This is a genomic window from Polynucleobacter sp. UB-Raua-W9 (assembly GCF_018687435.1).
Lineage (GTDB): Bacteria > Pseudomonadota > Gammaproteobacteria > Burkholderiales > Burkholderiaceae > Polynucleobacter.
In genome coordinates this window covers 1,761,651-1,787,686 of record NZ_CP061290.1, presented here as the reverse complement: position 1 = coordinate 1,787,686, position 26,036 = coordinate 1,761,651, and the positions used below count along the sequence as shown (strand labels likewise).

The following is a 26,036-nucleotide window of genomic DNA, read 5'->3' as shown; positions in this document are numbered from 1 at the left end:
ACTACTTTAGAGGTCCAAGTTATCCAGGGCCAAGCTATCAAGATGGCTAGTGTCTGCCCAGTTTTCGACTTTCCAGCTCAATCCATCATGGCTAATCCAGTTGAGCGATGCATTTGGAACAGCTACTACCTTTTCTGAATCAAGCGCTTGATTACTTGCTATTCGATACATCATGTCTAAGGCTCCGCCATGACTTACTAGCAAAATAGTTTTGCCAGCATGACTTTTTTGAATTTCATCAAGCGCAAATTTGATCCGACTTGAAAATTGCAGGATACTTTCTCCGCCACACATCTCTTGGTGAATATCTCTGCTCAGGTGAGCTTGCCAGAGATCTGGCTCAATGTGGGGCGCCTCATTCAGGGTAAGACCCTGCAAAGCACCAAGGTTGCGTTCTCTCAGGGCACTGTGGCCAATAGCCGAAACCGAGTACAAGCTTTCGATGGCTTTAGCGGTTTGCCGAGCTCTTTGTAAGTCACTGGTGTAGAGAACATCAAATTCAAAATTCATGTTCTTCAGAGCTCTGGCCATCTGAGTTGCCTGGGCTAAGCCGCGAGTATTTAGCTCAATATCAGTGTGGCCCTGCAGGCGGCGCTCGGCATTCCAATCGGTTTCTCCATGGCGCACTAAGCAAAAGCGTGTTGTAGTCATGTAGCAATAATAAGGGCTAATTATTTCTTGAGAGTCCAGGCTCGTGGGTGATGTTCAAACCCTAAGTGTTCGTAGTATTCATGTGCTTTTGGCGCAGCCAGCAGGACGATCATGCAATCTTGGCCCAGATGATTTTGGGTTTCCTCGATCAATTGCTTGCCGATTCCTGTGCGTTGATATTCTTGGTCCACTGCTAAGTCAGCCAAGTAGGCAATATAAGCAAAATCAGTCAATGAGCGCGATATGCCGACTAACTTGTCACCATCCCATGCCGTAATAGTGAGGTTTGCATTTTTGAGCATGGACTCAAAAGTATTGATGTTATCAATGGGCCTTCGCTCTCCTAATGTTGAATGAGTGTAGAGGTCGATGGCTTGCTCTGTAGTGATGTTGGCATTGACTCGGTAGCTAATCATCCGATTCCTTTTAGGAGAGTTGATTGCCCATGATAAACATTCAAATCAAAAAAAGCCCCGAAATATCGGGGCTTGGTATTTATGCAGCAGCTGCCTGTTTACTAATTGCGCGCAAAATTTTGCTTTTCTCTTTTGGCTTATTGCTGGCCTCGAGTAGTTTATTGAGCTGAGTAGCGTTTAGTGGCCCAAGGCGTGGTTTGCCTGTTTTTGTGAGCATGGGGTCATTTTTTCTGTTTCTTTGATTTTGGCCTACAGCCATGAGTTTTCCTAGAGTAATGAAATGATGAATTCAAGAGAGATGCTCAAGAGATCCCCCTATCTAGGGCGCACAATAGTGATCACAGTTCAGAATAACAGCTTAAAAGTTCAGGCGCTATGATGAGGGCATGATTAATCTTCCAAATATCATCTTTGCCTTGGTTATGGGGTGTTTGATGTCATTAAGCATCACGCTCGCAACCACCTTTTTGCGCGTTGGGCCTGCTGCTAATTTCTTTCTAGTATGGCTTGAGGTATGGTCGGTGGCCTATCCCGTCGCCATTGTTTGCATTTTGATTTATAGACCACTTGCCACCAAGATAACCGCCTTACTGGTTGAGAAGATTATGTCCAAATAGTACTTAAAAATAAGGAATGATATATATGAAGCTTTATTTCCCTACTGTATTTTGCCTATTGGCTTTGAGTGCATGTGCAGCCGTGTACACGGATGCATCTGATGCAAATCACGTTACCTTTTTAAACAGTAGCGGCGAGACTATGGAGCAATTGACAAAAAAGGCGGCTGACTACTGTGCGCAATATGGCAAGATTGCCTCTTTTAGAAATAGCGATACGCAACTGGTTGCAGTTTTTGACTGTAAGCTAGCGCAGGTCAAAAATAAATAATTAACCAGCTAGGTCTGATTGATAAATGAGGCCGGCATGTTCTCTCAGCGCATGGAATTGAATGGATTCCCAACGTTGTTGGGCCACATCCAATTCTGATTTATGCGAGGCAAGAAAAACAGATGCACCTACAACATCTTCTGCCATCCGATGGATATTTTCTTGAATAAATTTTTTCAAAGCAACGGGATCATCTGAGCTAACCCAGCGCGCTAAGTTATAACGAGCAGGTAGCAAGCGCACTTCAGCGCCATACTCAGTTTGTAAGCGATGACTTACGACTTCAAATTGCAGCTGACCGAAGGCTCCAAGGAGCATGATGCCGCCAGCCATGGGACGGAATACCTGAATAGCGCCTTCTTCGCCGAGTTGCATGAGGCCAGTTCTGAGCTGTTTAGAGCGCAAGGGATCTGCAGATTCAACCATGCGAAAAATTTCTGGGGCAAAAAAAGGCAGGCCAGTAAATTGCAATTGCTCACCTTCAGTAAGGGTGTCGCCCAGCCGTAACAGGCCATGATTGGGTAATCCAATAATGTCACCTGGAAATGCCTCATCCAAAATGTCGCGTCTTTGTGAAAGAAAAGACAATGCATTGTTGGTGCGCACCTCTTTGTTATTACGACAAATCTTTAATTTCATGCCTCGCTGAAAGTGTCCTGAGCAGATACGTAAAAAAGCTACGCGGTCACGATGCGCTGGATCCATATTGGCTTGAATCTTAAAGACTACTGCAGAGAATTTATTTTCAGCAGGACTTACTTCGCGTTGTAGTGCTTTGCGTGATCCTGGCGATGGCGCTAATTCAACAAGCGTATTTAAAATTTCTCGCACGCCAAAATTATTGATGGCTGAGCCAAAAAATACTGGGGATTGGCGACCCGCCAAGAATGCTTCTCGATCAAAGGCAGGCATGGCTTCTTTGATAAGCGCTACTTCTGCCAGGGCATTTTCTAAATCTGCTCCAAGGCGGTCTTTGAGTGCTGGGTCATTCACATCGACTACGGCATGTGAGTCTTCTGTAACGCGATCTTCACCCGCCTTAAACATGCGCATACGCATATTAGCGATATCAATCACGCCTGCAAAAGATTTGCCCATACCAACGGGCCAGGTAAACGGAACCACCTCAATACCTAAGGCAGTTTCGATCTCATCCATTAATTCCATCGGAGGCTTAACCTCGCGATCCATTTTATTAATGAAGGTAACGATAGGCGTATTGCGAGCGCGGCATACCTCAAGTAGGCGTAAGGTTTGCGATTCGACGCCATTGGCAGCATCAATTACCATCAAAGCGGAATCTACCGCCGTTAGCACACGGTAGGTGTCCTCGGAAAAATCTTGGTGACCTGGCGTATCTAAAAGATTAATGATGCAGTAGCGATATTCCATTTGCATGACCGAGCTTGCTACAGAAATGCCGCGCTGCTTTTCAATTTCCATCCAGTCAGACGTTGCATGTCGACTGGCTTTGCGTGCTTTAACGCTTCCTGCGATTTGGATGGCGCCTGCATATAGCAATAATTTTTCAGTAAGCGTTGTCTTGCCGGCATCTGGGTGGGAGATGATGGCAAAGCTGCGACGACGTAATACTTCTGCGGCCGGAGTGCTGGAGGTGGTGGTATCGATGGTAATTCCGTGCTTATTATCTAGTTTGGAGGCAATTATAAGCGCGCTAGGCTGCCTAGAATTGCTCTTCAGGCCTTATAAATCGCCATTGACCTGGGGGCAGCGGCCCCAGTGAAATGCGCCCCATTCTGACGCGCTTTAGGCCAATAACCTTGAGCCCAACCATTTCACACATTCTACGAATCTGGCGCTTACGGCCTTCGCGCAAAACAAATCGGAGTTGATCTTCATTTTGCCAGCTCACTTGTGCTGGCTTGAGCACAACACCGTCTAGAGACAAGCCATGTTTCAGCCGATCTAAGTCTTCAAAGGAAAGCGCGCCTTCAACGCGAACTAAATATTCTTTTTCAATTGGACTGTTTTCACCAATCAATAGCTTGGCGATGCGGCCGTCTTGGGTTAGTACCAGCATCCCAGTTGAGTCAATGTCGAGCCTACCTGCAGGCGCTAGACCTTTAGTGTTAAAGCGAGGGTTGCGGCCTCTATCAAGTGGGCTGGCAAAGTAATTATCAGGCGTGATTAAGGAGGCTGCTGGTTGGTATTCTTGCTCATCATCATAGTGAGAGATATAGCCAACAGGTTTATTCAGAATTACAGTAATGCGAGAAGCTTGTTGTGCTTTAGCACCAGATTGCAATTCAATTTTTTGATGCCGATAAGCGCGAACTCCTAACTCATTGACTACTTCGCCATCAATAGTGACTAAGCCTTGCTCTATATAGGAGTCTGCTTCACGACGTGAACATAAGCCCAACTCTGACAGCAGTTTAGAAACCCGTACTTTTTCTTCCATATCTCCATTATCCGGTAATTACTCGCACCAGGCGCTAAAGCAGATTTTTTAGGTGCGGACAATATGAACGCTACAAGGCGCTTCTTCAACAATCTTTGTCATGGAGGTTCTCCAGGGCGCGACCTTATTAGGGGGTTTGTGTGATGCACCAATCAAAATGAGAGACGCATCATTGTCTTTCGCAAACTCCACAATCCGTGCGGCAGGATCAAGCGCTTCCAGAACGTGATAAGAAATTCTTTCTGGAGGAAGCTTGAGGGGTTTAGCCCACTCCATTAGCTGAACTAAGTGTCCCCGCACGATACCGCTTGCAGTTTCGCTTTCATGATTGCCCTCATAGGTCGGGGTGCTTGCGATAGTACTCAGGCAAATTAAACGACCTTCGGGATAGGCAAGCAATACGTTTTTGGCGGTGACTTGCATGCGTTCTCGTAAGTCTTGATCAGATTGTCGGGTATCAATTGCGGCAATGATCAACTGGGCATCGTAGTTACCCATACTAGGACGAGGACTTGGAGAGGGTTCGTAGCCCGCCGCTCTAAAGATGCCCTTCAGGTTTTGCCAAAAGCTGGGTGGCTCTACTCGCTCACCACGTTCTGTAATTCTGATACCCTCAGGATCTCGTAATACTTGTCGTAGTTGGGTAGCGCTTTGATAACGACCCGCCGCTTGCGGCTCTAGACATCTCAAAACTACCTCTTGTAGCCAACGGGGAATTTCTCGACGAATCGCGCGTGGCGGAAAGGGCTCTGCCCACATACGTCTTCTGAGGCCACTCATGGTTTGAGGGTTGCCAAAAGGCAGCTCACCAGTGAGTAGTTCATACATAATCACACCAATGGAATAAATATCACTGCGTGAGTCAGACCGTACGCCAGCTACTTGTTCGGGAGAGATATAGGGCGCAGAGCCAATTCCCTTGCGCATTTCCTCTGCAAGTAAATCTGGATAGCGCTCATGATGCGATAGACCAAAATCAATCAGCGTTAATTTACCTTTGGCATCAATCAGGATATTTTCTGGCTTGATATCTAAATGGATTGCATCTTGCGAATGCAGTGATTGAACTGCTTGTGCGAGATCGGCGCCAATGCGAACCACTTCATCAATCGTAAAAACTTTGCCCTCCTGAATGAGGTCTTCTAGTGGCCGACCCTCAACCCTTTCCATGGCGATGTAAGGGCGAGTTGCCATATTTCCCGCACCTAAAAACTTTGGAACATAGGGGCTTTTCAGCGAGCGCAGAATGGTCAGCTCTGTTTCAAAACCAATTAAGCTCTCAACTGGCTGATCTTTTCCTACTCGAGGTATCTTAATTAGGATGGGGCCATTAATTCCTTCTTTTGTGGCCGAGAAAAGACTCGCCATACCACCTCTATGAACTTCTTTTCCCAATACAAAGCCATCAACTACTTTACCCTCTTGAAATATGTCATCTACTGCTTCAATATCTGTGTTGATTGGCATTGATTTATTTGCCAGTAATTAAGCGATTGGCTAAGTCTTCTGGAAGTCCAGCGCGGCGAACTTTTTCTGCAGCAGAAAAATGATCATATGGAGTGCGATGAAATGTCAGCACTTCAGTTTCGGGCTCAAAAACTGCAAAGCAGGCTTCTGGATTTCCATCTCTTGGTTGACCAAGGGAACCAACAACCCCAACCCATTGGCGATGTTGTAAGACTGGAATTTCATCGCCGGGATGGGGTGCAAATCGAATTAATTTCCCAACGGCACTTTGATAAAAAAGAGCCTGTTCATGCGCATGCCCTACAAAGGTATAGTTTTTGCCGGAGTGTTGGGCACAATGCCAGGCGCTCATGCTATCGGTGACGTAGTTCCAATCGGCAGGATTTTGAGCAGAAGCATGCACAAAACAAATTTTTTCCTCGTTCACTATCAGCGGTAAATTTTTCAGAAATTCAATATGATTTTCTTTTAGCTGGGTCTTAGTCCATTCGATGGCGGTATTTGCGCTGGCATTCATTTGCTTGTGACTATCTTTATAGATGGCCTCATCATGGTTGCCCAATACAGCAATTGCTTTTTTCGCCTCTACCAATTCGGCAATGCGATCAATGATGGCTACGGGATCAGCGTTATACCCAACAATATCTCCCAAAAAGACCATGCGGTTTACGCCAAGTTCTTCAGCCCTGGTCATACAGGCCTCGTAAGCCTCTAGATTGCTATGAAGGTCGGCAAATAGCCCAATACGCTCACTCATCCCTCAATGATAGGTTAAAAGACCTTTAGATAGAAGGCTTATAGGGATTGGCTTCGTTGCCAGGAGGATTTTTAAAGCGCTTATGAACCCAATAGTATTCAGCAGGGCGCAGGCGAATTTCTTTTTCAAAATATTGGTTTAGGCGAGCAGTATCTGATTTGGGATCGGGCCCCGGAAAATCTTCCAAGGGTTTGCTGATTTCACAAAGGTAGCCAGATTCATCTGACTTTAAAGTGGTTGTCATCAGACAAACATCAGCCCCGGTAATTTTGGCTAGACGTGATACCGCAGTAATGGTATTGGTTTCAATGCCAAAAAAAGGAACGAATTCGGAATTTTTTGTACCAAGGTCAATATCTGGCGCAATGATAATGAAGTCGCCATTACGAATCTCCCGAATAATTTCTTTTGAGTTCCCTTGCCGATCAATTGAATTGCCACCAAAACGATTACGCCATTCAATAATTTTCTGATTGAAGAAGGGGCTTTTCATTCTTTGAAAAAACCCAGAAGTGCGCGGCCAATGATTTTGTTTTGCAAGAGCGCTCAAAATAATGCTGCCCTCAATGCCGGTGAAATGCATGTTAACTAAAATCCGGGGTTTTTTACTCGCTAGGTCTACGGCTGATTTCACTTCAATCATATCGGCCAGCTGTTGCTTGCTGCCCAACCAAATAATACTTTTCTCAACCAGGCTTCGACCAAGTAGGCGCCAATGTTTTTTGCGCAACAGATCAATCTCCACATTATTCAATTTGGGAAAACACAGCTGCAGGTTTGTCTTTACAACCTGATTTCGATCCCCCGGAATGCGGGCAGCAATGTAACCAAGGCCATAGCCAATCGACACCAAAAGTCTATAGGGCAACAGGGAAAGGAGCTTCAGAAAAGCAACTACTGCGTAATTAGAAAATGATTTGAGCAAATGCGGATTATTCGGAGTCGTAACGGGTTAAAGTTTTTTTGTAGCGAACTTCCATCTCTTCAGTAGAGCTACAAGACATTCCTAAATCTTTTACAAGCCCTGTATCAAGACGATAAGCCCAGCCATGCACGGTAAGATCTTGGCCGCGGGCCCAAGCATCTAGAACGATAGTGGTTTCGCATACATTGACGACTTGTTCAATCACATTGAGCTCACATAAACGATCCTGACGTTTGGGTGTTGGCAAAACTTCACCCAAGTAGCGCTCATGTTTTTGGTGCACATCCTTAACATGACGCAACCAGTTATCAGCAAGACCTACACGACGATCACTCAGTGCGGCATGTACACCAGCGCAACCATAGTGCCCAACTACCAAGATATGTTTGACTTTCAATAAGTCAATTGCGAATTGAATTACAGATAAACAATTTAAGTCTGTATGAACAACCACGTTGGCTACATTGCGATGAACAAATAGCTCACCTGGCAAAAGATCAACAATTTCATTGGCGGGTACGCGACTATCAGCACAGCCAATCCAAAGGTATTCTGGGGCTTGTTGGTTTACTAGGCGCTTAAAGAAATCGGGGTCTTTGGCGATCATCCCTTCAGCCCATGCGCGATTGTTAGCAAATAGGTGATCTAATGTTTTAGAGCTCTTCATAATCATGGTTTAAGTTTAAAGTACTTTAATGACTCCTATTTGGCTAAAACAAACCCCTAACGGAATTACGTTAAATCTGCATTGTCAGCCAGGGGCAAAGCTCACCAAAGTGGCGGGTTTACACGATGGCTGCCTAAAAATTTCTCTTCAAGCACCCGCCCTAGAAAATAAGGCTAACGAGCTTCTGTTGGCCTGGCTTTCGAAGCAACTCAAGATTCCTCAAAAACAAATTCAATTTATCTCTGGGCAAAATAGTCGAAAGAAGCGGGTGGAAATCTGGGCGCCGATTAGTCTTCAGCAGATTATTGAGACACTTAAACCCTAGCTACCAAAAGATCGCCCACAAGATTCCCAAAATTAAGACCCATTTGCCAATGTAATAAACGCTGCGATGTGAAGCTTTCAGCTTTTTGGCTTGCGCTCTGAGGTGATAGAAGTATTTAAATGCGACATTTACAAATCCAACTTTTTCACCTGCAACATTTTGGGATGCTGCTGCGCTCATAACATAGCGACCAAACCAATGATTAATCCATCGCACTACTTTCGTATAAACGGGGCGCTCAACATCGCAGAATAAAACGATGCGTTGATGATCAGTTTCATTTGCAGCGAAGTGAATGTAGGTTTCATCAAACATGACAGGTTCGCCATCTTTCCAAAAATAGCGCTCCCCATCAACCTCAATAAAGCACTTGGGATCATTTGGCGTAACAAGGCCAATGTGATAGCGCAAAGATCCTGCGTAGGGGTCGCGATGGCGCACCAGTGTTGCCCCTGGGGGCAAAGAGGCAAACATCGCTGCTTTAACGCTTGGTATGGACTTGAGGAGCGCCACTGTATTAGGGCAGTTCGCTTGCGCAGAGGGTAAGTCTTTTCCGTACCAATAGAGGTGAAAACGCTTCCAACCTGTCCTAAAGAAGGAGTTAAAGCCAATGTCGTTATAGCCGGTTGCTGCTGCAATAGCGCCATCTGCATTTAATGAGAGCGCCTCTTGGCGAATCATTTCCCAGTTATCTTGTAAAAGCTTCATTTCTGGAAATTGGCTTACAGGAATAAAAGCACTTGCTTTTACTTTGGAAAATAAATATAAAAGCGTATTGACGGGAGCTAAAAGCACCTGGTAGTCCATAAGTGATCTCACGATCCCAAAGCGAACTTTGCCTCTAAAATAAACATAAATAGCTGAGGCTACAAAAATAAAAAACACAATGTGTCGAATTTGCATGGAGATTGCCAATGTGAGGTAACTGGCAACATTTTAATTTGTCTGTAGGCTCTTGATGGACTATTTCTTATCGGGGGATGCTCATATACTGAAAGAAGATAGTTTCCGGCGCCCAGTTAGGGTTTATGTGGACATTGACTAAGGATGATCGTATGAATAGGTTTATAAAGGGGCTCTTAAGCCTTGTTTTAATTGGCCTAGTGGGTGTTTCGGCATACACATGGGTGATGCTCACTTGGAGCTATGGAAGTGGCGAGCGTGCAGGATATGTGCAGAAATTTTCGAATCGTGGCTACATATGTAAAACTTGGGAAGGTGAGTTGGCGATGGTTTCCATGCCTGGCACTATGTCAGAAAAATTCCTCTTTACGGTGCGTGAAGATGCCGTAGCGCAAAAAATAAATGCTAACTTAGGAAAAAAGGTAGCCCTAAAATATGAACAGCATATTGGCTTGCCTACAAATTGTTTTGGCGACACAGAATATTTTGTTTCCGATATAGTTGTTTTGGATGAGTAATTTGTAGTGGAATTAAAAAATTGCTGCAACGAAGCTTTATTTTTGTAATTTTTTGTGGTTAAAATCATGTAAGCGTAATGTGCGCTGACATCAATATCTATAAGGAGCTTCACTTGAACAAAGCCGAACTAATCGCAGCGATTGCTGACGACGCGGAGATCTCTAAAGCAAAAGCTGAATTTGCATTGAATTCAGCAATTGAGAACATCATCAAAGCTGTTACCAAGGGCGATTCAGTACAACTGATCGGTTTCGGTACATTTGCATCTGGCAAGCGTGCAGCTCGTATGGGCCGTAATCCAAAAACTGGTGAGCCACTCAAAATCGCTGCAGCTAAAACAGTGAAGTTTTCTGCTGGTAAAGCATTTAAGGATTCAGTTAACAAGCGCAAGAAGTAATTCTTCCTTGCTTGATAAAAAAGCCCGGCATGCCGGGCTTTTTTATTCCTTCAAGAATTCAAAAAATCAAGCTAACTATTTTTAAATTAACTTTGCACAAGGCGGCGATGGCGATGAATGCTCATCAATATGCCAGCACCAAATCCAAGGGTCACTAGGGCCGTTCCACCATAGCTAATAAACGGTAGTGGAACTCCGACAACCGGAAGTAGGCCACTCACCATGCCAATATTGACAAATGCATAAGTAAAGAAAATGAGGGTTACTGAGGCGCCCAATAAACGAGTAAAAAGGTTGGGCGCACTTGCCGAGATTGCTAAACCTCTCTTGATAAGGGCAAAGAAAAGGGTAATCAATATGAGATTGCCAAGCAAGCCAAATTCTTCCGAGAAGACTGCAAATACAAAGTCAGTATGTTTTTCTGGAATGAATTCCAAATGGGCTTGAGTTCCCTGAAACCAGCCTTTGCCGAAAAAGCCGCCTGAGCCAATGGCAATCATGGATTGAATGGTATGAAAGCCTTTTCCAAGCGGATCACTGCTGGGATCTAGCAAGGTACAAATACGGTGCTTTTGGTAGTTGTGTACCAGGGGCCAGACTATATCTTGCGCACAAATTGTGCTGCCAAAAATAATAATGAGCAGAATTCCAAAAACGCCGATACCAACAAAAGGCAAAATCCATTTCCATGGCAAACCGGCCAGAATGATCACGTAGAGTCCTGCGGCAGAGACAAGGAGTGCTGTCCCTAAGTCGGGTTGACGAGCAATTAGAAAAACGGGAATAGCCAAAATAATTAATGCTACAGCGTAGTCCCAAGTCTTCTGAATGCCTTCGCGCTTTTGGAAGTACCAAGCGAGCATGAGTGGCATCGCAATTTTCATGATTTCAGATGGCTGAATAACAATGCCAATATTTAACCAACGACGCGCACCTTTTTTAATTAAGCCAAATGCAGCAACTGCGACAAGTAATGCAACACCAAAGCCATAGATCCAAACGGCACCCATTTCTAACCACTTTGGTGGAATGCGAGAGACGATCCACATCACCACAAATGAGAGTGCAAGATTGCGCAACTCATCTGCGATTTGTACGGGCGTATTTTGACTCGCAGATAGAAATGTAAAAAAGCCAACCATTGCCAAGCCAAGCAGAATAAGGCCTAGCTGGCGATCAAGCCCAGCAAATATGCCAAAGAAAAAACTTTTTATTTTGATTAAGGGGCTCTTTTCCATTCAGGAATCTCCTTAGGCCACTTGCCCTCAATGTAGTAGTCAAGCGCCTTTCGCGCAATCGGCGCTGCATATTGCGCACCAAAACCTGCGTTCTCAACCACCATTGCAATCACGATGGTGGGTTTATCTGCAGGAGCAAATGCAATATATAAAGCGTGGTCTCGCAGAAATTCTGCAGTAGATCCATGTTTATAGTCTTTTGAATTTAAACTAAAAACTTGCGCAGTACCGGTTTTGCCGCCAACCTGATATCCAGCCCCTTTGAAGGCGGCTGCAGATGTTCCAGAGTTATTTACTTCGACCATCGCTTTTTTGACGATCTCAATATTTTCTTGGTTCAGGTCAATGCGATAGCTTTCTTTTGGTGTTGTTAAAACCCTGTTACGAGTAAATGGATCTTCAATTGCTTTTACTAGGTGCGGCTTCATCACAATACCGTTATTAGCTACGTTGGCCATTGCATGCGCTAATTGCAGAATAGTGAACGCGTTATAGCCTTGACCAATACCTAAAGAAATCGTTTCACCTTCGTACCATTTCTGCTGTTCAGGTTTTTTGAAGGTATTTTTCTTCCACTCAGTTGAAGGTAGTACACCTTTAGCTTCGCCTTGCAAATCAATGCCGGTAATTTGACCAAACCCGAGTGGCTTCATGAAGTCATGCATCATGTTTACACCCATATCGCGAGCGAGCATATAGTAATACGTGTCACAAGACTCAACAATTGACTTTTGCATATCTACGGTGCCGTGACCACCTTTTTTGTCGTCGCGAAAGGTGTGATTACCAAAGTCGAAATAACCTGGATCAAAAATAGATTGTGAGGGCGTACGCTTTTTGTTTTCTAGAGCAGCAAGCGCCATAAAAGGTTTATAGGTTGAGCCTGGCGGATAAATTCCTTTAAGCGGGCGGTTATAGAGCGGTTTTTGTGGGGAGTCATTAAGCTCTTTCCAGGTTACCGAATCAATGCCCTCAACGAAATCATTTGGATTAAAGTTGGGCTTAGAAGCGAAGGCTAGGACATCGCCTGTTTCTGGCTCGATAGCAACAAATGCACCGCGGAAATTGCCATAGAGTTGCTCTACCAAGTATTGCAATTTGATATCAACCGAGAGCACAATGTTTTTACCTGGTACAGATGGAGAGTTAGAAAGCGTTCTTACCGGTTTGCCACCCGCTGTAATTTCCACTTGGTCGTAACCGGGGACACCACGTAAAACACTCTCATAGCTTTGCTCTAGACCAATCTTTCCAACGTACTGAATGCCGGGTAAAAAAGAGGTTTGAAGAGCGTCAGAGTCATCTACTTTAGAGCTCTCAATCTCAGCCTGCATACGTTCTTTGTCGCGCTGGGAAACACGACCGATATAGCCAATTAAATGGGATGCTAATTCGTTATAGGGATACTCGCGAAAGCTCCTGGCCCGGATCTCAACCCCTGGAAAGCGGTAGCGATTAGCCATAAAACGAGCAGTTTCAGCCTCATTCAGCATGGAGCGTAAGGGAAATGTGCCCATATTTCTGGAATCTTCCAGAGAGCGCTTGAAGTTACGGCGATCTCTAGGGGAGATATCAATAATTTCAGAAAGGCTATTAATGAGCTGATCTATATTCTCCCTAGCTTCCTCTGCGTTCACATCTAAAGTGAGGGCCGAATAGTTTCGGCCAATCACAATGCCGTTACGGTCAATAATTAAGCCGCGATTTGCTGGGGCCGGGACTAGAGCGATGCGATTGCTTTCGGCCAACAAGGCATATTTACCGTGACTGATGAGCTGCAGCCACACTAGGCGAGTTACTAAAAGTAAGAAACAAAATGTTACAAATAAAGCGGCAATATGAATACGTTCTTGAAACGAATCGAGATCCGGTTTTTTAAAAGAAACCATACAAGCTCTTAGAGTGGCCGATTATGATCAACATCAATCGGTCTTCGCTGGGGCGCCAATAAGACGTGAGTTGCTAGTGGCCAAAGTAGTGCTTCGACGATGGCTTGAATAGCGCCCGTTAAGGCCCACCAATATAACTCCCCGCTCAGTAGCCAGTGCACCAATACGGGAAACAATGAAACCAGCAGGAATATCGGTAGAAGATGCAGAGCTTGTGATAATAGAGGGAGCGTAATAATGCGTCGATGCCAAGAAATGGCGATGTAAGCGACTAGTGAATAACTAAAGGCGTGCAATCCTAATAAATCGGAATTGTGTACATCCATCATCAAGCCCAAGAAGAATGCCGAGAATACGCTGACATAGCGGTGCTGATGAATATTCCAAAATATGATGCAGATGATTAGCCAATCTGGCACCCAGCCGAAGTTTCCAAGCGGCAAAAAATTGAGCAATAGCGCACAAAACAAGCTGAAATAAATAAACACCGGGCTTACTGGGCGAAGGATGTAACCGCTTTGAATATCAATCATTGCATTCCTCGCGCCCGAGTTTGACGACGACCTGGATTATTGGTTAAGGGCGTACCTGATGAGGGTTTATTGCTAACTATTGGGGCCTTAGCATCAAATTGCGGGTCGTATAAAAAGGCTAGTGCTTGACGATAACGATTGACTGCTGCCACTGGCATGCAAAATACGTTAGAGGAGTTTTTGTCAGCGTTACGCTCAATTTTGCTAATAACCGCTACTGCAAAACCTGGTGGGTAAACGCCATCAATACCAGAGGTGAGTAAGATATCACCAACCTCTAAATCGCTAGCAACAGGTAAGTAGCGCAACTCCAATGGATTGCCCCGGCCAGCACCAAAAACGGCTGCTCTAAGTCCATTTCGGGCAACTTGTACCGGAACTGCAAAGTCACGGTCTTCCAATAGCGATACTTCGGCTGAACGCTCATATAGCCGAACTACCTGCCCGAGTATGCCGGCGTCATTAGCAATTGGGTTGCCTAGCTTTAAACCATCATTGCTGCCGCGATTAATCACAATGCGCTGTGAAATGGGATTGGGTGGATTAAACAGAATTTCAACAGGCAAGGTTTCGAATGAAACTTGTTTTTGCAGGGACATCAGCTCGCGTAAATTTTGATTCTCAATCAGCAAGAATTCGGATTGATTCGCCAGCAATGAAAGTTCGGCTTGGCGAACTTTCATTGTCTGATTCTCTTGTTCAAGCGTTGAGCGAGTGGTGAAATATTCTGAAGTTACCTCATAAGCATTACGTGGGGCCATCATGATGTATTCAAGTGGACGCAATACCCAATTCGCATGATTGCGGATGGGATCGAGTGCTTTAAAGCGAAAGTCGATCAGCATCAAAGCAATGCCGACCGATAGACAGACAATCAGTTTAAGTAAGGCTGGAATGCCCTGTCTAAAAAGTGGAGGAGCGCTATGTTGCAATGCCCTGATCGACGTGTATGTCGCCTACTCGTGCGAGAACACTCCGCCTAACTTATCCATGCGCTCAAGAGCAATACCGCAACCACGAGCAACGCAAGTTAAAGGATCTTCCGGTATGTGAATTGGTAAGCCAGTTTCTTCTAGCAAGAGGCGGTCAAGGTCGCGCAATAGGGCGCCACCACCAGTAAGCATCATTCCCCGCTCAGCAATATCAGACGCTAGCTCAGGTGGAATTTGTTCAAGCGCTGCTTTAACTGCGGTCACGATTTGATTTAACGGATCGGTTAGCGCTTCAAGAATCTCATTGCTCGTTACGGTGAAGCTGCGCGGTACACCTTCAGAAAGATTGCGTCCCTTAACTTCCATCTCGCGCAATTCTGCTCCAGGGAAAGCGGAGCCAATTGTTTTCTTAATCAATTCAGCAGTTTGCTCACCAATCAACATTCCATAATTGCGACGAATGTAATTGGTAATAGCTTCATCAAATTTATCTCCACCAACGCGAACAGAGCCTTTGTAAACCATGCCGCCTAATGACATCACACCAACTTCAGTTGTGCCGCCGCCGATATCAACAACCATTGAGCCTGCAGCTTCGGAAACAGGTAGGCCAGAACCAATTGCAGCAGCCATAGGCTCTTCAATTAAAAATACTTGTGAAGCGCCGGCGCCTAATGCAGATTCGCGAATTGCACGACGCTCAACTTGGGTAGATCCACAAGGAACGCAAATGATGATGCGTGGACTTGGCCTTAATAATTTGCTTTCGTGCACAAGCTTGATGAATTGCTTGAGCATTTGCTCGGTAATGGTGAAGTCGGCAATAACGCCGTCTTTCATGGGACGAATTGCTTCAATATTCCCCGGAACGCGACCTAACATCGCTTTTGCTTCTTTTCCGACTGCCAAAATAGTTTTTTTGCCATTTGGTCCACCTTCTTGGCGAATCGCTACTACCGAAGGCTCATCGAGGACAATACCCCGATCACGCATATAAATTAAGGTGTTGGCCGTTCCTAGGTCTATGGCTAGGTCATTGGAAAAGTAGCTTCGAAAAAAACTAAACATGATGTAGTGGGAAAATAGAAGTTATTAATGAAAATATATCGGAATGATACTCTACGCCCCATGAATCTTGATGATGTCCAGCGCATTGCGCACCTTTCTAGGCTTGAGTTAAATCAGGCAGAAGCTGAGGCAGTTTTACCTCAGTTGCAGGCTATTTTTTCGCTGGTAGAGGAAATGCAGGCTGTCGATACCACCGGGCTGGAGCCCCTTGCCCACCCCATCCTCTTTTTGCGTGACTTGGCACAACCAATGCGGGAGGACCAAGTAAGTGAGCCTGATTGCCGTGCGGAGAATATGAAGTCAGCCCCGGCCCAGCAGGATGGCTACTTCCTAGTTCCGAGGGTGATTGAATGAGTTGGCACAACACCCCCATTGTGCTTATGGCAAAAGCTCTGGCCGCTAAAGAGATTTCTAGTGCCGAATTAACCCAGTACTTTTTAGACCGAATTCAGGCTGGAAAGCAGTGGAATGCATATTTGGATGTGAATGCTCACTTAAGTTTAGAACAAGCATATAAGGCAGATAAGTTAATTTCATCTGGCAAAGGTGGCAAGTTGACTGGCATTCCAATAGCGCACAAAGATGTCTTTGTAACTCGCGGTTGGAACACGACTGCTGCCTCCAAAATCCTGGCTGACTATCAAAGCCCCTTTGATGCTACGGTGGTTGCTAATCTTGGCATCCCTGATGAAAGCAATCCCCATGGTGCTGGCATGGTTTGCCTTGGCAAGACCAATATGGATGAATTTGCCATGGGTTCTTCGAACGAAAACTCCGCCTATGGCCCTGTATTAAATCCTTGGAATGCAGCCCATGTTGCTGGTGGATCTTCGGGTGGCTCTGCTGCTGCCGTTGCAGCTGGCTTAGCGCCGATTGCTACCGGCACCGATACTGGCGGCTCCATCCGTCAACCAGCAGCATTTTGTGGTCTTACGGGCATTAAGCCTAGTTATGGGCGCGTATCTCGTTACGGCATGATTGCCTACGCCTCCTCTTTGGATCAGGCTGGCCCTATGGGCAAATCTGCCGAGGATTGTGCTCTGGTGCTATCTGCAATGTCATCGCATGATCAACGCGACTCGACATCCCTCGCGGATTCAGGTGAAGACTATGGTCGTTATCTCAATCAAAGTTGGCAAGAGAGCAGCACAAATTCTGCGAAACCATTAGAAGGGTTGCGGATTGGTTTGCCAAAAGAATTTTTCGCCGAAGGCTTGGCAAGCGATGTTGCGAAGTCTGTCAATGAAGCTGCGAAGGCTCTAGAAGGCTTGGGTGCAAAATTAGTTGAAGTTAGCTTGCCTAAAACAAAATTATCTATACCAGTCTATTACGTATTAGCGCCAGCAGAAGCGTCGAGTAACTTGAGCCGTTTTGATGGTGTGCGCTATGGCCATCGTGCCAGTGAATACAAAGATCTTGGTGATATGTATCAGAAGTCTCGTACCGAAGGCTTTGGTGCGGAAGTCAAGCGCCGTATCTTGATTGGCACTTATGTGCTGTGCCACGGCTACTATGATGCTTACTACCTGCAGGCACAAAAAATTCGTCGCATTATTGCAGCTGATTTTCAGGCAGCATTTAAAGAGTGTGATGTGATTCTAGGGCCCGTTGCACCTGATGTAGCTTGGCGCTTAGGCGAAAAGTCAAAAGATCCAGTGCAAATGTATTTAGAAGATATTTATACGCTCTCAACTAATTTAGCGGGACTACCAGCAATGAGTGCGCCTTGCGGATTTAATGTAAATAATTTACCAATCGGTATGCAGCTGATTGGTAATTACTTTTCTGAGGCGCGCCTGTTACAAGTGGCGCATCAATATCAACAAGCCACCGATTGGCATTTGCGACAAGCTAGTGGGGTGGCATGATGCAATGGGAAGTCGTTATTGGTCTTGAGACCCACGCTCAACTAAAAACCAACTCAAAAATATTTAGTGGTGCTAGTACGCGCTTTGGCGCAGAGCCGAACACACAAGCATGCGCAGTGGATTTAGCTTTGCCAGGAGTGTTGCCCGTGCTTAATCGCCAGGCCGTTGAGCACGCGATTTGTTTTGGATTGGCAGTAGGGGCAAAGATTTCACCAGCAAGTATCTTTGCGCGTAAAAATTACTTCTATCCAGACCTACCCAAGGGATATCAAATTAGCCAGATGGAAATTCCGGTGGTGGTGGGCGGCCATCTTGAAATCTTGGTTGATGACGCAATAAAGATTGTTGAATTAACGCGCGCCCATATGGAAGAAGATGCAGGTAAATCTGTTCATGAAGAGGGTTTTCTTGGGCCTCATGGCGAGCCCTCCAGCGGCATTGACTTGAATCGTGCTGGCACCCCACTTTTAGAAATCGTTACAGAGCCTGTCATGCGTAGCGCTGCAGAGGCAGTTGCCTATGCAAAAGCTCTGCATAGCCTAGTAGTGTGGTTAGGGGTATGTGACGGCAATATGCAGGAAGGCTCCTTCCGGTGTGATGCCAACGTTTCTGTACGTCCAATGGGGCAAAAAGAATTTGGTACGCGTTGCGAGATTAAGAATTTGAATTCTTTCCGCTTCTTGGAAGAGGCAATCCAATACGAAGTGCGTCGCCAGATTGAGTTGATCGAAGATGGCGGGACAGTTGTTCAGGAGACTCGTTTATACGATCCTGATCGCGGTGAAACACGTAGTATGCGCAGTAAGGAGGATGCTAACGATTATCGCTATTTCCCAGACCCTGATTTGCTGCCGGTCATGATTGATGATGCGTGGATTGCAGAAGTGCGCAGCAAGATGCCAGCGCTTCCTGCGCAGCTTCGCGAGCAATGGCAAGCAAACTATGGTCTGAGCGCTTATGACACCCAATTACTGACACAAGATCGCGATACTGCAAAAGTATTTGTGGAGCTATTGACGATTGTGGGTAAGCCTTTAGCCAAAGCCGCTGCAAACTTCATTGCTGGTGAATTTGCCTCTTCCCTAAATCGTGCGGGGATTGCAACTGCTGATGCGCCACTGAAGGCTGAGCATCTAGCCCCATTAATCACCCGTGTGTCAGACGGCACTATCTCTAATAAGATCGCTAAGGATATCTTTGCAATTTTGTGGGACGAGGCTGTTGCTGGTAAGGCAATAAGCACTGTCGATCAAGTGATTGATGCTAAGGGCCTCAAACAGATTAGTGATGGTGGAGCTATTGAGGCCATCATTGATCAAGTGATTGCAGCCAATCAAAAGTCAGTCGAAGAGTTCCGCTCTGGCAAAGAGAGGGCGTTCAATGCACTTGTTGGTCAGATTATGAAGGCATCGCAAGGCAAGGCGAACCCTACTCAGGTAAATGAACTCTTGCGTAAAAAACTAAGTTAAGAAAGACATTGATGAGTGCAATAGATCCAAAACAGGTCGAGCAAGAAGAGTTGGTTGCCGAGTGGTTGAAGGCAACCCCCGGCTTCTTTGATCGCTACGCAGACCTCTTTAATGAGATTCGCATTAAGCATCCACATGAAGATCGTACGATCTCATTGCAAGAACGGCAGATGACCGTGTTGCGCACTCAAAATCAAGAACTCAATCGTCGTTTGAGTGAGATGTTGCACTTTGGTAGCCGTAACGATAAAACCCAGCAGAGCTTAGTTGCTTGGCTACTACGTTTAATGAAGGCTAACAATAAGTCCGACGTTGAGACTGCGATCATTTCTGGGTTGGCTGAGGTATTTGAAGTTGAATCGGCGCAATTGTTATCGCCTAATTCTGTATTTGGCCCTTGGATTGATACACCGCTTTGCGGTTCAGCTAAAGAGCTTGCGGCGGCGAGTGTAGATTTGCTGGCGTGTCAAACCACCATTGATCCAGAGTGGCAAAGCATGGTAGCCATCGGTTTGCCACTGGGTAAGAGTATTGGCGCAAATCAATCGCCTGCAGTACTGTTATTGGCCAGCAAAGACGAAACCCGTTTCACAGCAGATATGGGCGCTTTCTATTTGCGTCAGATTGCAGAACTAACTGCCGCAGCTTTGGATCGTATCCAGGCTTATGACATTCCAGGCGGCTGATCTTCATCCCCTCGTGCAAGAGTATTTGCACGAGCTACATGTGTTGCGTCAACTCTCACCACATACGCTCAAAGCGTACGGCATGGATCTAAGCGATCTACAAAATTTTGCTCTTGAAGACTCTATTGAGTTACTAAAGGTTAGTAATGGCCATGTTCGTCGTTGGGCTGGTCGTTTGCATTCCAAAGGCAAGTCATCTAGAAGTATTGCCAGAGCACTTTCGGCATGGCGTGGTTGGTACAACTGGTTAACAGAGAAAGATGCCAGGCGAGATGCGCATGCTGGTAAGGTGGCCAGTAATTTAGTGGCCAATCCAGTTGATGATGTGAAGGCCCCTAAACGCTTAAAGTCCCTACCTAAAGCCCTATCGGTTGAGCAAGCGCTGGCCCTAGTCAACCAGGCTGTCAGAGAGGCGCAAGAGAAAAAAGATTTGGAATCCACTCGGGATGCAGCGATTATTGATTTGCTCTACTCCTCAGGTTTACGTCTTTCAGAACTATTGGGTATTGATGTGATGCAAAGCAAAGATCGCCAACATGAATCTGCAGGTTGGTTGGATTGGGATGCTGCCGAAGTCACTGTCTTGGGTAAGGGTGGCAAGAGACGCTCGGTACCGGTTGGGGGTCCCGCAATGCACTCGCTCAATGCGTGGCGGCAAATTCGGAATGTGAGTAGCTTTACCGAGCAATCCAATGCACTTTTTCTGTCGGCAACCGGAAAGCGTTTATCACCGCGTACAGTTCAGGCCCGTCTACGTAATTTAGCAATGCGTGCTGGCTTGCCCACCCATGTACATCCCCACATGATGCGACACACCTTTGCTAGCCATGTCTTGCAATCTTCCCAAGATTTACGGGCTGTACAAGAAATGTTGGGGCACGCCAGTATTGCTAGTACCCAGATTTATACGTCATTAGATTTTCAGCACCTCGCCCAGGCATACGATAAAGCACATCCCCGCGCAAAGGCTGGTAAAGATTAAGGAACTGGGTAAGATAGTGGGTTTCTCGCTTGGGAAATGTATTACTTCTAGATTTTGATTGGATCATTCATGGCATTAATCCCAGTAACTATTTTGACTGGCTTCTTAGGAAGCGGCAAAACCACTTTGCTCAAACACATCCTCATCGAAGACCACGGCAAAAAAATTGCTGTGATTGAGAACGAGTTTGGCGAGGAGAATATTGATAACGATATTTTGGTTCAAGATCACGAAGAAAACATCGTCCAAATGAGCAATGGTTGCATTTGCTGCACGATTCGTGGCGATCTCGTTGAGGCTTTGAATGCGCTTTGGGAGCAGCGCAAAGATAAGAAAATTAGTTTTGATCGTGTTGTGATTGAAACGACTGGTGTCGCTAACCCTGGCCCAGTGGCGCAGACCTTTTTCATGGATGACGATGTTGCCGACCATTACGTCTTAGATGCTGTTGTTACCCTCGTGGATGCCAAACATGGCCCACATCAGCTAACTGAGCATGAGGAGGCGCAACGTCAGGTAGGTTTTGCCGATCAGATTTTTATGACTAAGACTGATCTTGTAACGCCAGCTGAAGTTGATGCTCTGCGTAACCGCCTGATGCATATGAACCCTAGGGCGCCTATTGCTGGCATTTCAAAGGGTGTAGTGCCTCTTCATGCGGTTTTAGACCTTAAGGGCTTCAATCTGAATGCCAAGCTAGATATTGACCCACATTTTTTGGAGCAGGATGATCACGATCATGAGCATTGTGGGCACGACCACAGTCAGGATCATGACCATAGTACCTGTGGGCACGACCATAGCCATGACCACCAGCATCACGGTCATGCAGGGCACACAGACCGCATTCAATCTTTCGTTTTTCGTAGTGATAAACCCTTTGATCATCAAAAGTTGGAAGACTTTCTGGGGGGCATCTTAGAGGTCTTTGGCGAGAAGATGTTGCGCTACAAAGGGGTGCTCTATGTGAAGGGCAGCAACCGAAAAGTCGTGTTCCAGGGGGTTCACCAGATGATGGGTAGCGATTTAGCCGGTCCATGGGGCTCCGAACCCAAGCAAACCCGCATGGTCTTCATAGGGATTGATTTGCCTAAGGACACCCTGCTGGCAGGGCTTGAGGGATGTTTGGCGTAGAAAGTTTCGGGTACAATCCGCCGCCACGGTCAATATTGGCAAATATTGGTTAAAGGGTAATAAAAGTTTGGCAGAATGGGGCAATAATGCTTCAAATCCAGGAAAGAATGAGATGACGGTAAAAACAGCAACAAAACCAGCAACTGCTGCTAAAGCTAGTAGCAAGGCTGCGAGCACTAAGACTGTAAAAGGTGCGCCATTAACTGAAGCTGAATTGCTCAAAATGTCTGACAAGGACTACATGAATGCAGCACAGTTAGATTTTTTCCGTCAAAAATTGCTAACCCTTAAAGAAGACATTTTGAAGAATGCTTCGGAGACCACAGAACACCTTCGTGAAAATATTTTGGTTCCCGATCCGGCTGATCGTGCAACGATTGAAGAAGAGCATGCATTGGAATTGCGCACGCGTGATCGTGAGCGTAAGTTGCTTAAGAAGGTTGAGCAAGCTTTGGCGCGCATTGAGTCTGGTGACTATGGTTGGTGTGAAGAAACTGGTGAGCCAATCGGCTTGAACCGTTTAATTGCAAGGCCTACAGCCAATTTATCTCTTGAGGCTCAAGAGCGTCGCGAACTCCGCCAAAAATTATTTGGCGAATAGATTTTCTTTGCGATGACCAAGCATTTGCCTACTCTTAGTGACATCTCTCCTTTATTAAAGGCGGAGATTCTTGCTGAAGCTTTACCTTATATCCGCGCTTATCACGGTAAGACTATTGTTATTAAGTACGGCGGAAATGCGATGGTTGAGGAGCGCCTTAAAGAAAGTTTTGCGCGCGACGTGATCTTATTGAAATTGGTTGGCATGAATCCTGTTGTTGTTCATGGTGGCGGACCACAAATTGATGAGGCTTTGAAAAAGATCGGCAAGACCGGAACCTTTATTCAGGGTATGCGCGTTACCGATGATGAAACCATGGAAGTGGTGGAGTGGGTTCTTGGCGGTGAAGTCCAGCAAGATATTGTCATGCTCATCAACCACTTTGGCGGTCAGGCAGTTGGCTTGACTGGTAAGGATGGGGGACTCATTCATGCCAAGAAGATGATGATTCCTAGCGATAAAGAGCCAGGCAAAATGGTTGACATCGGTTTTGTTGGTGAAATTGAAGCTATTAATCCAGCCGTTGTCAAAGCCTTGCAAGACGACGCCTTTATTCCGGTGATCTCCCCGATTGGCTTTAGCGAAGAAGGTCAAGCCTACAACATCAATGCAGATTTGGTAGCTGGCAAGATGGCTGAAATTCTGCATGCTGAGAAATTGGTCATGATGACCAATATCCCTGGGGTTATGGATAAAGATGGGCAGCTGCTCACTGATTTAACCGCAAGGGAAATCGATGCCTTGTTTGCTGATGGCACTATTTCTGGTGGTATGTTGCCAAAGATTTCTTCTGCATTAGATGCAGCAAAGAGTGGAGTGAATTCAGTACACATCATTGATGGCCGCATTGAACACTCCTTATTGCTAGAAATTCTGACCGAGCAAGCATTCGGTACGATGATTCGCTCAAGGTAACTAAATCGTGCGCGAACCTTTAGAGCCGGCAGATATCGACAACAGCAGTGCTGACGCTGGCAAGGCGCGTAAGCGTCCACGCCCTGGCGAACGTCGCTTGCAGATTTTGCAAGTGCTTGCGGAGATGTTGCAAAACCCCAAAGGCGAGCGTGTGACAACGGCGGCTTTGGCTGCCAAGATTCAAGTTTCTGAAGCTGCGCTCTATCGTCATTTCGCTAGTAAGGCGCAAATGTTTGAGGGGCTAATTTCTTTTATTGAGCAAACTGTTTTTGGCTTGATTAATCAGATTAATCAAAAAGAAGAATCTGGCCTTGCGCAAGCCCGTGGAATTTTGCAAATGCTGTTGTTCTTCGCCGAGAAAAATCCTGGCATGACCCGCGTTCTTTTGGGTGATGCTTTGTTGCAAGAGGACGATCGTTTGCAAGAGCGCATTACCCAGGTTTTAGATCGTGTTGAAGCCTCTCTGAAGCAGGCATTGCGGATTGCGCAATCCCAGGGCGGCGCATGGGCTCAAGTTGGCCAAGAAGAAGTCAGTATTCGCGCTGCCATGTTGATGAGTTTTGTTTTGGGTCGTTGGCATCGATTTGCCCGCAGCGGTTTTAAGAAGTTGCCAACTGAAGCATCTGATATTAGTTTGCGCATACTCCTCTCAGAATGAGCGAGCTATACCTCTCTAGAAATACCATCCATTTTGCCGAGCCCCTGCCTTTGCAGAGTGGCGCCATGTTACCTGGCTACAATTTAGTGATCGAAACTTATGGCAAGCTTAATGCCGAAAAAACGAATGCTGTCTTAATTTGCCATGCACTGAATGCATCGCATCATGTAGCCGGCCCTGATCCTGATGATTCAGAGGATATTGGCTGGTGGGACAATATGATTGGTCCAGGTAAGCCTGTAGATACAAATCATTTTTTTGTCATTGGTGTAAATAATTTGGGCTCTTGCTTTGGTTCTACTGGACCAATGAGTACCAATCCAGAAACTGGCAAGCCCTATGGTGCCGACTTCCCAGTGGTAACTGTTGAAGATTGGGTGAATACCCAGGCTCGCCTTGCAGATAAGTTGGGTATTCGAAAGTTTGCCGCAGTCATGGGCGGGAGCTTAGGCGGCATGCAGGCAATGGCCTGGGCTATTCAGTTTCCGAAGCGCTTAGATCACTGTGTGGTGATTGCATCTACTCCAAAGTTGAGTGCACAGAATATTGCGTTTAATGAAGTGGCGCGTAATGCCATTTTGTCAGACCCCGATTTTCATGGGGGCAATTATTACGAACATGGCGTAGTACCAAAACGTGGCTTGCGCCTTGCTCGTATGGTTGGTCACATTACCTATTTATCTGATGATGACATGGCTGAAAAATTTGGGCGTGAGTTACAGCGCCCTAATGGCGAATCGAATGACTATCGCTTTAGCTTTGATGTGGAGTTTGAGGTAGAAAGTTATCTACGCCACCAAGGTGATAAGTTTTCTACTTACTTTGATGCTAATACTTATCTGTTGATCACTCGCGCCCTAGATTACTTTGATCCATCGCGTCGCTATGACGGCAGTCTAAACCGCGCTTTGGCAGAGGTGCAAGCTAAGTTCTTGGTCGTGAGCTTCTCAACGGATTGGCGTTTCCCACCGAATCGTAGCCGTGAGATTGTGCAGTCTTTGCTGAGCAATAAAAGCGAAGTCAGTTATGCAGAGATCGATGCTCCTCATGGACATGATGCATTCTTGTTAGACGATGAGCGTTATCACAATTTAGTAAGAGCCTATTTTGCGCAAATGTTGGAGGCTAAATCATGAGCGCCATGAATAAGCGTACAGACTTTGCAGCCATTGCCAAATGGATTTCCCCTAACAGCCAGGTGCTTGATCTAGGCTGTGGCGACGGCAGTTTCTTGGAGTTCTTGCAAAAACAAAAACCTGTTCACAGCTATGGTGTAGAGATCGATGATGCGCGCGTACTTTCTTGCGTACAAAAAGGTTTGAATGTTATTCAGCAAGATTTAGAAGGCGGCCTGGCGCTTTTTGAAGACAATAGTTTTGATATGGTTGTGCTCTCACAAACATTGCAAACGATTCATCAGACTGAAAAGATTTTGCGTGAAGTTGTGCGTGTTGGTAAAGAATCAATTGTGTCCTTTCCAAACTTTGGTCACTGGTCGCACCGTTTGGCGGTAGGGCTGGGTCGGATGCCGGTATCAAAGAGCTTGCCTTATCAGTGGTACAACACACCTAATGTGCGCGTACTCACCGTGGATGATTTTGAGAAGCTGGCTTCCAGCCTTGGCCTCCAGGTAATTGATCAATGTATCTTGCATGATGGTAAACAAGTGACCTTGATGCCTAATTTTTTTGGAAGTTTGGCGCTCTTCCGCGTGCGCAGCGCATAG

31 protein-coding genes are annotated in these 26,036 nt (G+C 45.9%); 16 read left to right on the top strand and 15 right to left on the bottom strand.

Annotated features, from left to right (window positions below):
* Positions 1–6 precede the first annotated feature (6 nt).
* The 3 genes from AOC07_RS09135 to AOC07_RS09125 form a co-directional block, all read right to left on the bottom strand.
* Positions 7–651 carry a histidine phosphatase family protein gene (locus AOC07_RS09135; protein WP_215357606.1) on the bottom strand — a complete coding sequence of 215 codons (645 nt, stop codon included), beginning with the start codon at positions 649–651 and terminating at the stop codon, positions 7–9.
* A gap of 20 nt (positions 652–671) precedes the next feature.
* Positions 672–1,067, bottom strand: a complete 396-nt coding sequence (locus AOC07_RS09130; protein WP_215357604.1) for a GNAT family N-acetyltransferase — start codon at positions 1,065–1,067, stop codon at positions 672–674.
* Positions 1,068–1,146: 79 nt separating this feature from the next.
* The gene (locus AOC07_RS09125; RefSeq protein WP_215293370.1) at positions 1,147–1,284 is read right to left on the bottom strand and encodes a hypothetical protein; all 138 of its coding nucleotides are present in this window, start codon (positions 1,282–1,284) and stop codon (positions 1,147–1,149) included.
* A gap of 169 nt (positions 1,285–1,453) precedes the next feature.
* Between AOC07_RS09125 and AOC07_RS09120 the strand changes: the two genes are divergently transcribed.
* Positions 1,454–1,684, top strand: a complete 231-nt coding sequence (locus tag AOC07_RS09120; protein WP_215293369.1) for a DUF2798 domain-containing protein — start codon at positions 1,454–1,456, stop codon at positions 1,682–1,684.
* A gap of 25 nt (positions 1,685–1,709) precedes the next feature.
* On the top strand, positions 1,710–1,955 hold the full coding sequence (locus AOC07_RS09115; protein WP_215293368.1) for a hypothetical protein: 246 nt from the start codon (positions 1,710–1,712) through the stop codon (positions 1,953–1,955).
* On the opposite strand, the gene AOC07_RS09110 is transcribed toward AOC07_RS09115, so the two are convergent.
* From AOC07_RS09110 to can, 6 genes are read right to left on the bottom strand one after another with little or no spacing between them, the layout of a single operon-like run.
* Positions 1,956–3,584, bottom strand: a complete 1,629-nt coding sequence (locus tag AOC07_RS09110) for a peptide chain release factor 3 (RefSeq protein ID WP_215358555.1) — start codon at positions 3,582–3,584, stop codon at positions 1,956–1,958. It abuts the gene before it with no gap.
* Between the two features lie 55 nt (positions 3,585–3,639).
* The gene (locus tag AOC07_RS09105; protein ID WP_215357602.1) at positions 3,640–4,377 is read right to left on the bottom strand and encodes a pseudouridine synthase; all 738 of its coding nucleotides are present in this window, start codon (positions 4,375–4,377) and stop codon (positions 3,640–3,642) included.
* A 48-nt stretch (positions 4,378–4,425) separates the two neighbouring features.
* A complete protein-coding gene (locus tag AOC07_RS09100; RefSeq protein ID WP_215357601.1) occupies positions 4,426–5,844 on the bottom strand; it encodes a protein kinase in 1,419 nt (472 codons plus the stop codon).
* 4 nt (positions 5,845–5,848) lie between these two features.
* The gene (locus AOC07_RS09095) at positions 5,849–6,601 is read right to left on the bottom strand and encodes a metallophosphoesterase (protein WP_215357600.1); all 753 of its coding nucleotides are present in this window, start codon (positions 6,599–6,601) and stop codon (positions 5,849–5,851) included.
* A 25-nt stretch (positions 6,602–6,626) separates the two neighbouring features.
* Positions 6,627–7,526, bottom strand: a complete 900-nt coding sequence (locus tag AOC07_RS09090; RefSeq protein WP_215357599.1) for a lipid A biosynthesis acyltransferase — start codon at positions 7,524–7,526, stop codon at positions 6,627–6,629.
* 7 nt (positions 7,527–7,533) lie between these two features.
* A complete protein-coding gene (gene can / locus AOC07_RS09085) occupies positions 7,534–8,199 on the bottom strand; it encodes a carbonate dehydratase (RefSeq protein ID WP_215293363.1) in 666 nt (221 codons plus the stop codon).
* A gap of 22 nt (positions 8,200–8,221) precedes the next feature.
* Here can and AOC07_RS09470 point away from each other — a divergent pair, with 22 nt between their 5' ends.
* The gene (locus tag AOC07_RS09470) at positions 8,222–8,518 is read left to right on the top strand and encodes a DUF167 domain-containing protein (protein WP_215357598.1); all 297 of its coding nucleotides are present in this window, start codon (positions 8,222–8,224) and stop codon (positions 8,516–8,518) included.
* Here AOC07_RS09470 and AOC07_RS09075 read toward each other — a convergent pair whose 3' ends face one another.
* On the bottom strand, positions 8,519–9,415 hold the full coding sequence (locus AOC07_RS09075; RefSeq protein ID WP_251369728.1) for an aspartyl/asparaginyl beta-hydroxylase domain-containing protein: 897 nt from the start codon (positions 9,413–9,415) through the stop codon (positions 8,519–8,521).
* 158 nt (positions 9,416–9,573) lie between these two features.
* Here AOC07_RS09075 and AOC07_RS09070 point away from each other — a divergent pair, with 158 nt between their 5' ends.
* Both AOC07_RS09070 and AOC07_RS09065 read left to right on the top strand, forming a co-directional pair.
* Positions 9,574–9,939 (top strand): hypothetical protein, encoded by a 366-nt coding sequence (locus tag AOC07_RS09070; protein WP_215294379.1) that lies wholly within the window; start codon positions 9,574–9,576, stop codon positions 9,937–9,939.
* Positions 9,940–10,052: 113 nt separating this feature from the next.
* Positions 10,053–10,337: an HU family DNA-binding protein gene (locus AOC07_RS09065; protein WP_087908896.1), complete on the top strand. Its 285-nt coding sequence runs from the start codon at positions 10,053–10,055 to the stop codon at positions 10,335–10,337.
* An 86-nt stretch (positions 10,338–10,423) separates the two neighbouring features.
* On the opposite strand, the gene rodA is transcribed toward AOC07_RS09065, so the two are convergent.
* The 5 genes from rodA to AOC07_RS09040 are packed head-to-tail and all read right to left on the bottom strand — an operon-like array spanning position 10,424 to position 15,997.
* A complete protein-coding gene (gene rodA / locus AOC07_RS09060; RefSeq protein WP_215357597.1) occupies positions 10,424–11,575 on the bottom strand; it encodes a rod shape-determining protein RodA in 1,152 nt (383 codons plus the stop codon).
* Entirely contained in the window at positions 11,557–13,464 is a 1,908-nt protein-coding gene (gene mrdA, locus AOC07_RS09055) for a penicillin-binding protein 2 (RefSeq protein ID WP_215293359.1), read from the bottom strand. Before mrdA ends, rodA begins: the two co-directional genes overlap by 19 nt.
* Positions 13,465–13,472: 8 nt before the next feature.
* Positions 13,473–13,997: a rod shape-determining protein MreD gene (gene mreD / locus AOC07_RS09050; RefSeq protein WP_215293358.1), complete on the bottom strand. Its 525-nt coding sequence runs from the start codon at positions 13,995–13,997 to the stop codon at positions 13,473–13,475.
* The gene (gene mreC, locus AOC07_RS09045) at positions 13,994–14,929 is read right to left on the bottom strand and encodes a rod shape-determining protein MreC (protein WP_215293357.1); all 936 of its coding nucleotides are present in this window, start codon (positions 14,927–14,929) and stop codon (positions 13,994–13,996) included. Before mreC ends, mreD begins: the two co-directional genes overlap by 4 nt.
* Before the next feature lie 24 nt (positions 14,930–14,953).
* Positions 14,954–15,997, bottom strand: a complete 1,044-nt coding sequence (locus AOC07_RS09040) for a rod shape-determining protein (protein WP_215293356.1) — start codon at positions 15,995–15,997, stop codon at positions 14,954–14,956.
* A gap of 60 nt (positions 15,998–16,057) precedes the next feature.
* Between AOC07_RS09040 and gatC the strand changes: the two genes are divergently transcribed.
* From gatC to metW, 11 genes are all read left to right on the top strand, one after another.
* A complete protein-coding gene (gatC, locus tag AOC07_RS09035) occupies positions 16,058–16,351 on the top strand; it encodes an Asp-tRNA(Asn)/Glu-tRNA(Gln) amidotransferase subunit GatC (protein ID WP_215294378.1) in 294 nt (97 codons plus the stop codon).
* Positions 16,348–17,865 (top strand): Asp-tRNA(Asn)/Glu-tRNA(Gln) amidotransferase subunit GatA, encoded by a 1,518-nt coding sequence (gene gatA / locus AOC07_RS09030; protein WP_215293355.1) that lies wholly within the window; start codon positions 16,348–16,350, stop codon positions 17,863–17,865. Before gatC ends, gatA begins: the two co-directional genes overlap by 4 nt.
* Positions 17,865–19,334 carry an Asp-tRNA(Asn)/Glu-tRNA(Gln) amidotransferase subunit GatB gene (gene gatB, locus AOC07_RS09025; RefSeq protein WP_215358552.1) on the top strand — a complete coding sequence of 490 codons (1,470 nt, stop codon included), beginning with the start codon at positions 17,865–17,867 and terminating at the stop codon, positions 19,332–19,334. Before gatA ends, gatB begins: the two co-directional genes overlap by 1 nt.
* Before the next feature lie 11 nt (positions 19,335–19,345).
* Positions 19,346–20,020 (top strand): DUF484 family protein, encoded by a 675-nt coding sequence (locus AOC07_RS09020; RefSeq protein WP_215357596.1) that lies wholly within the window; start codon positions 19,346–19,348, stop codon positions 20,018–20,020.
* On the top strand, positions 20,001–21,002 hold the full coding sequence (locus tag AOC07_RS09015) for a tyrosine recombinase XerC (protein WP_215357594.1): 1,002 nt from the start codon (positions 20,001–20,003) through the stop codon (positions 21,000–21,002). The genes AOC07_RS09020 and AOC07_RS09015 overlap by 20 nt, the downstream gene beginning before the upstream one ends.
* A 69-nt stretch (positions 21,003–21,071) precedes the next feature.
* Positions 21,072–22,136 (top strand): GTP-binding protein, encoded by a 1,065-nt coding sequence (locus AOC07_RS09010; RefSeq protein WP_215357592.1) that lies wholly within the window; start codon positions 21,072–21,074, stop codon positions 22,134–22,136.
* Between the two features lie 223 nt (positions 22,137–22,359).
* Complete coding sequence (gene dksA, locus AOC07_RS09005; RefSeq protein ID WP_215294376.1) at positions 22,360–22,737, top strand: RNA polymerase-binding protein DksA; 378 nt, start codon at positions 22,360–22,362, stop codon at positions 22,735–22,737.
* A gap of 12 nt (positions 22,738–22,749) precedes the next feature.
* Positions 22,750–23,652: an acetylglutamate kinase gene (argB, locus tag AOC07_RS09000; RefSeq protein ID WP_215357590.1), complete on the top strand. Its 903-nt coding sequence runs from the start codon at positions 22,750–22,752 to the stop codon at positions 23,650–23,652.
* A 7-nt stretch (positions 23,653–23,659) separates the two neighbouring features.
* On the top strand, positions 23,660–24,310 hold the full coding sequence (slmA, locus tag AOC07_RS08995; RefSeq protein ID WP_215293350.1) for a nucleoid occlusion factor SlmA: 651 nt from the start codon (positions 23,660–23,662) through the stop codon (positions 24,308–24,310).
* Positions 24,307–25,446 carry a homoserine O-acetyltransferase gene (locus AOC07_RS08990; protein ID WP_215357588.1) on the top strand — a complete coding sequence of 380 codons (1,140 nt, stop codon included), beginning with the start codon at positions 24,307–24,309 and terminating at the stop codon, positions 25,444–25,446. The genes slmA and AOC07_RS08990 overlap by 4 nt, the downstream gene beginning before the upstream one ends.
* Positions 25,443–26,036, top strand: a complete 594-nt coding sequence (metW, locus tag AOC07_RS08985) for a methionine biosynthesis protein MetW (protein ID WP_215293348.1) — start codon at positions 25,443–25,445, stop codon at positions 26,034–26,036. The genes AOC07_RS08990 and metW overlap by 4 nt, the downstream gene beginning before the upstream one ends.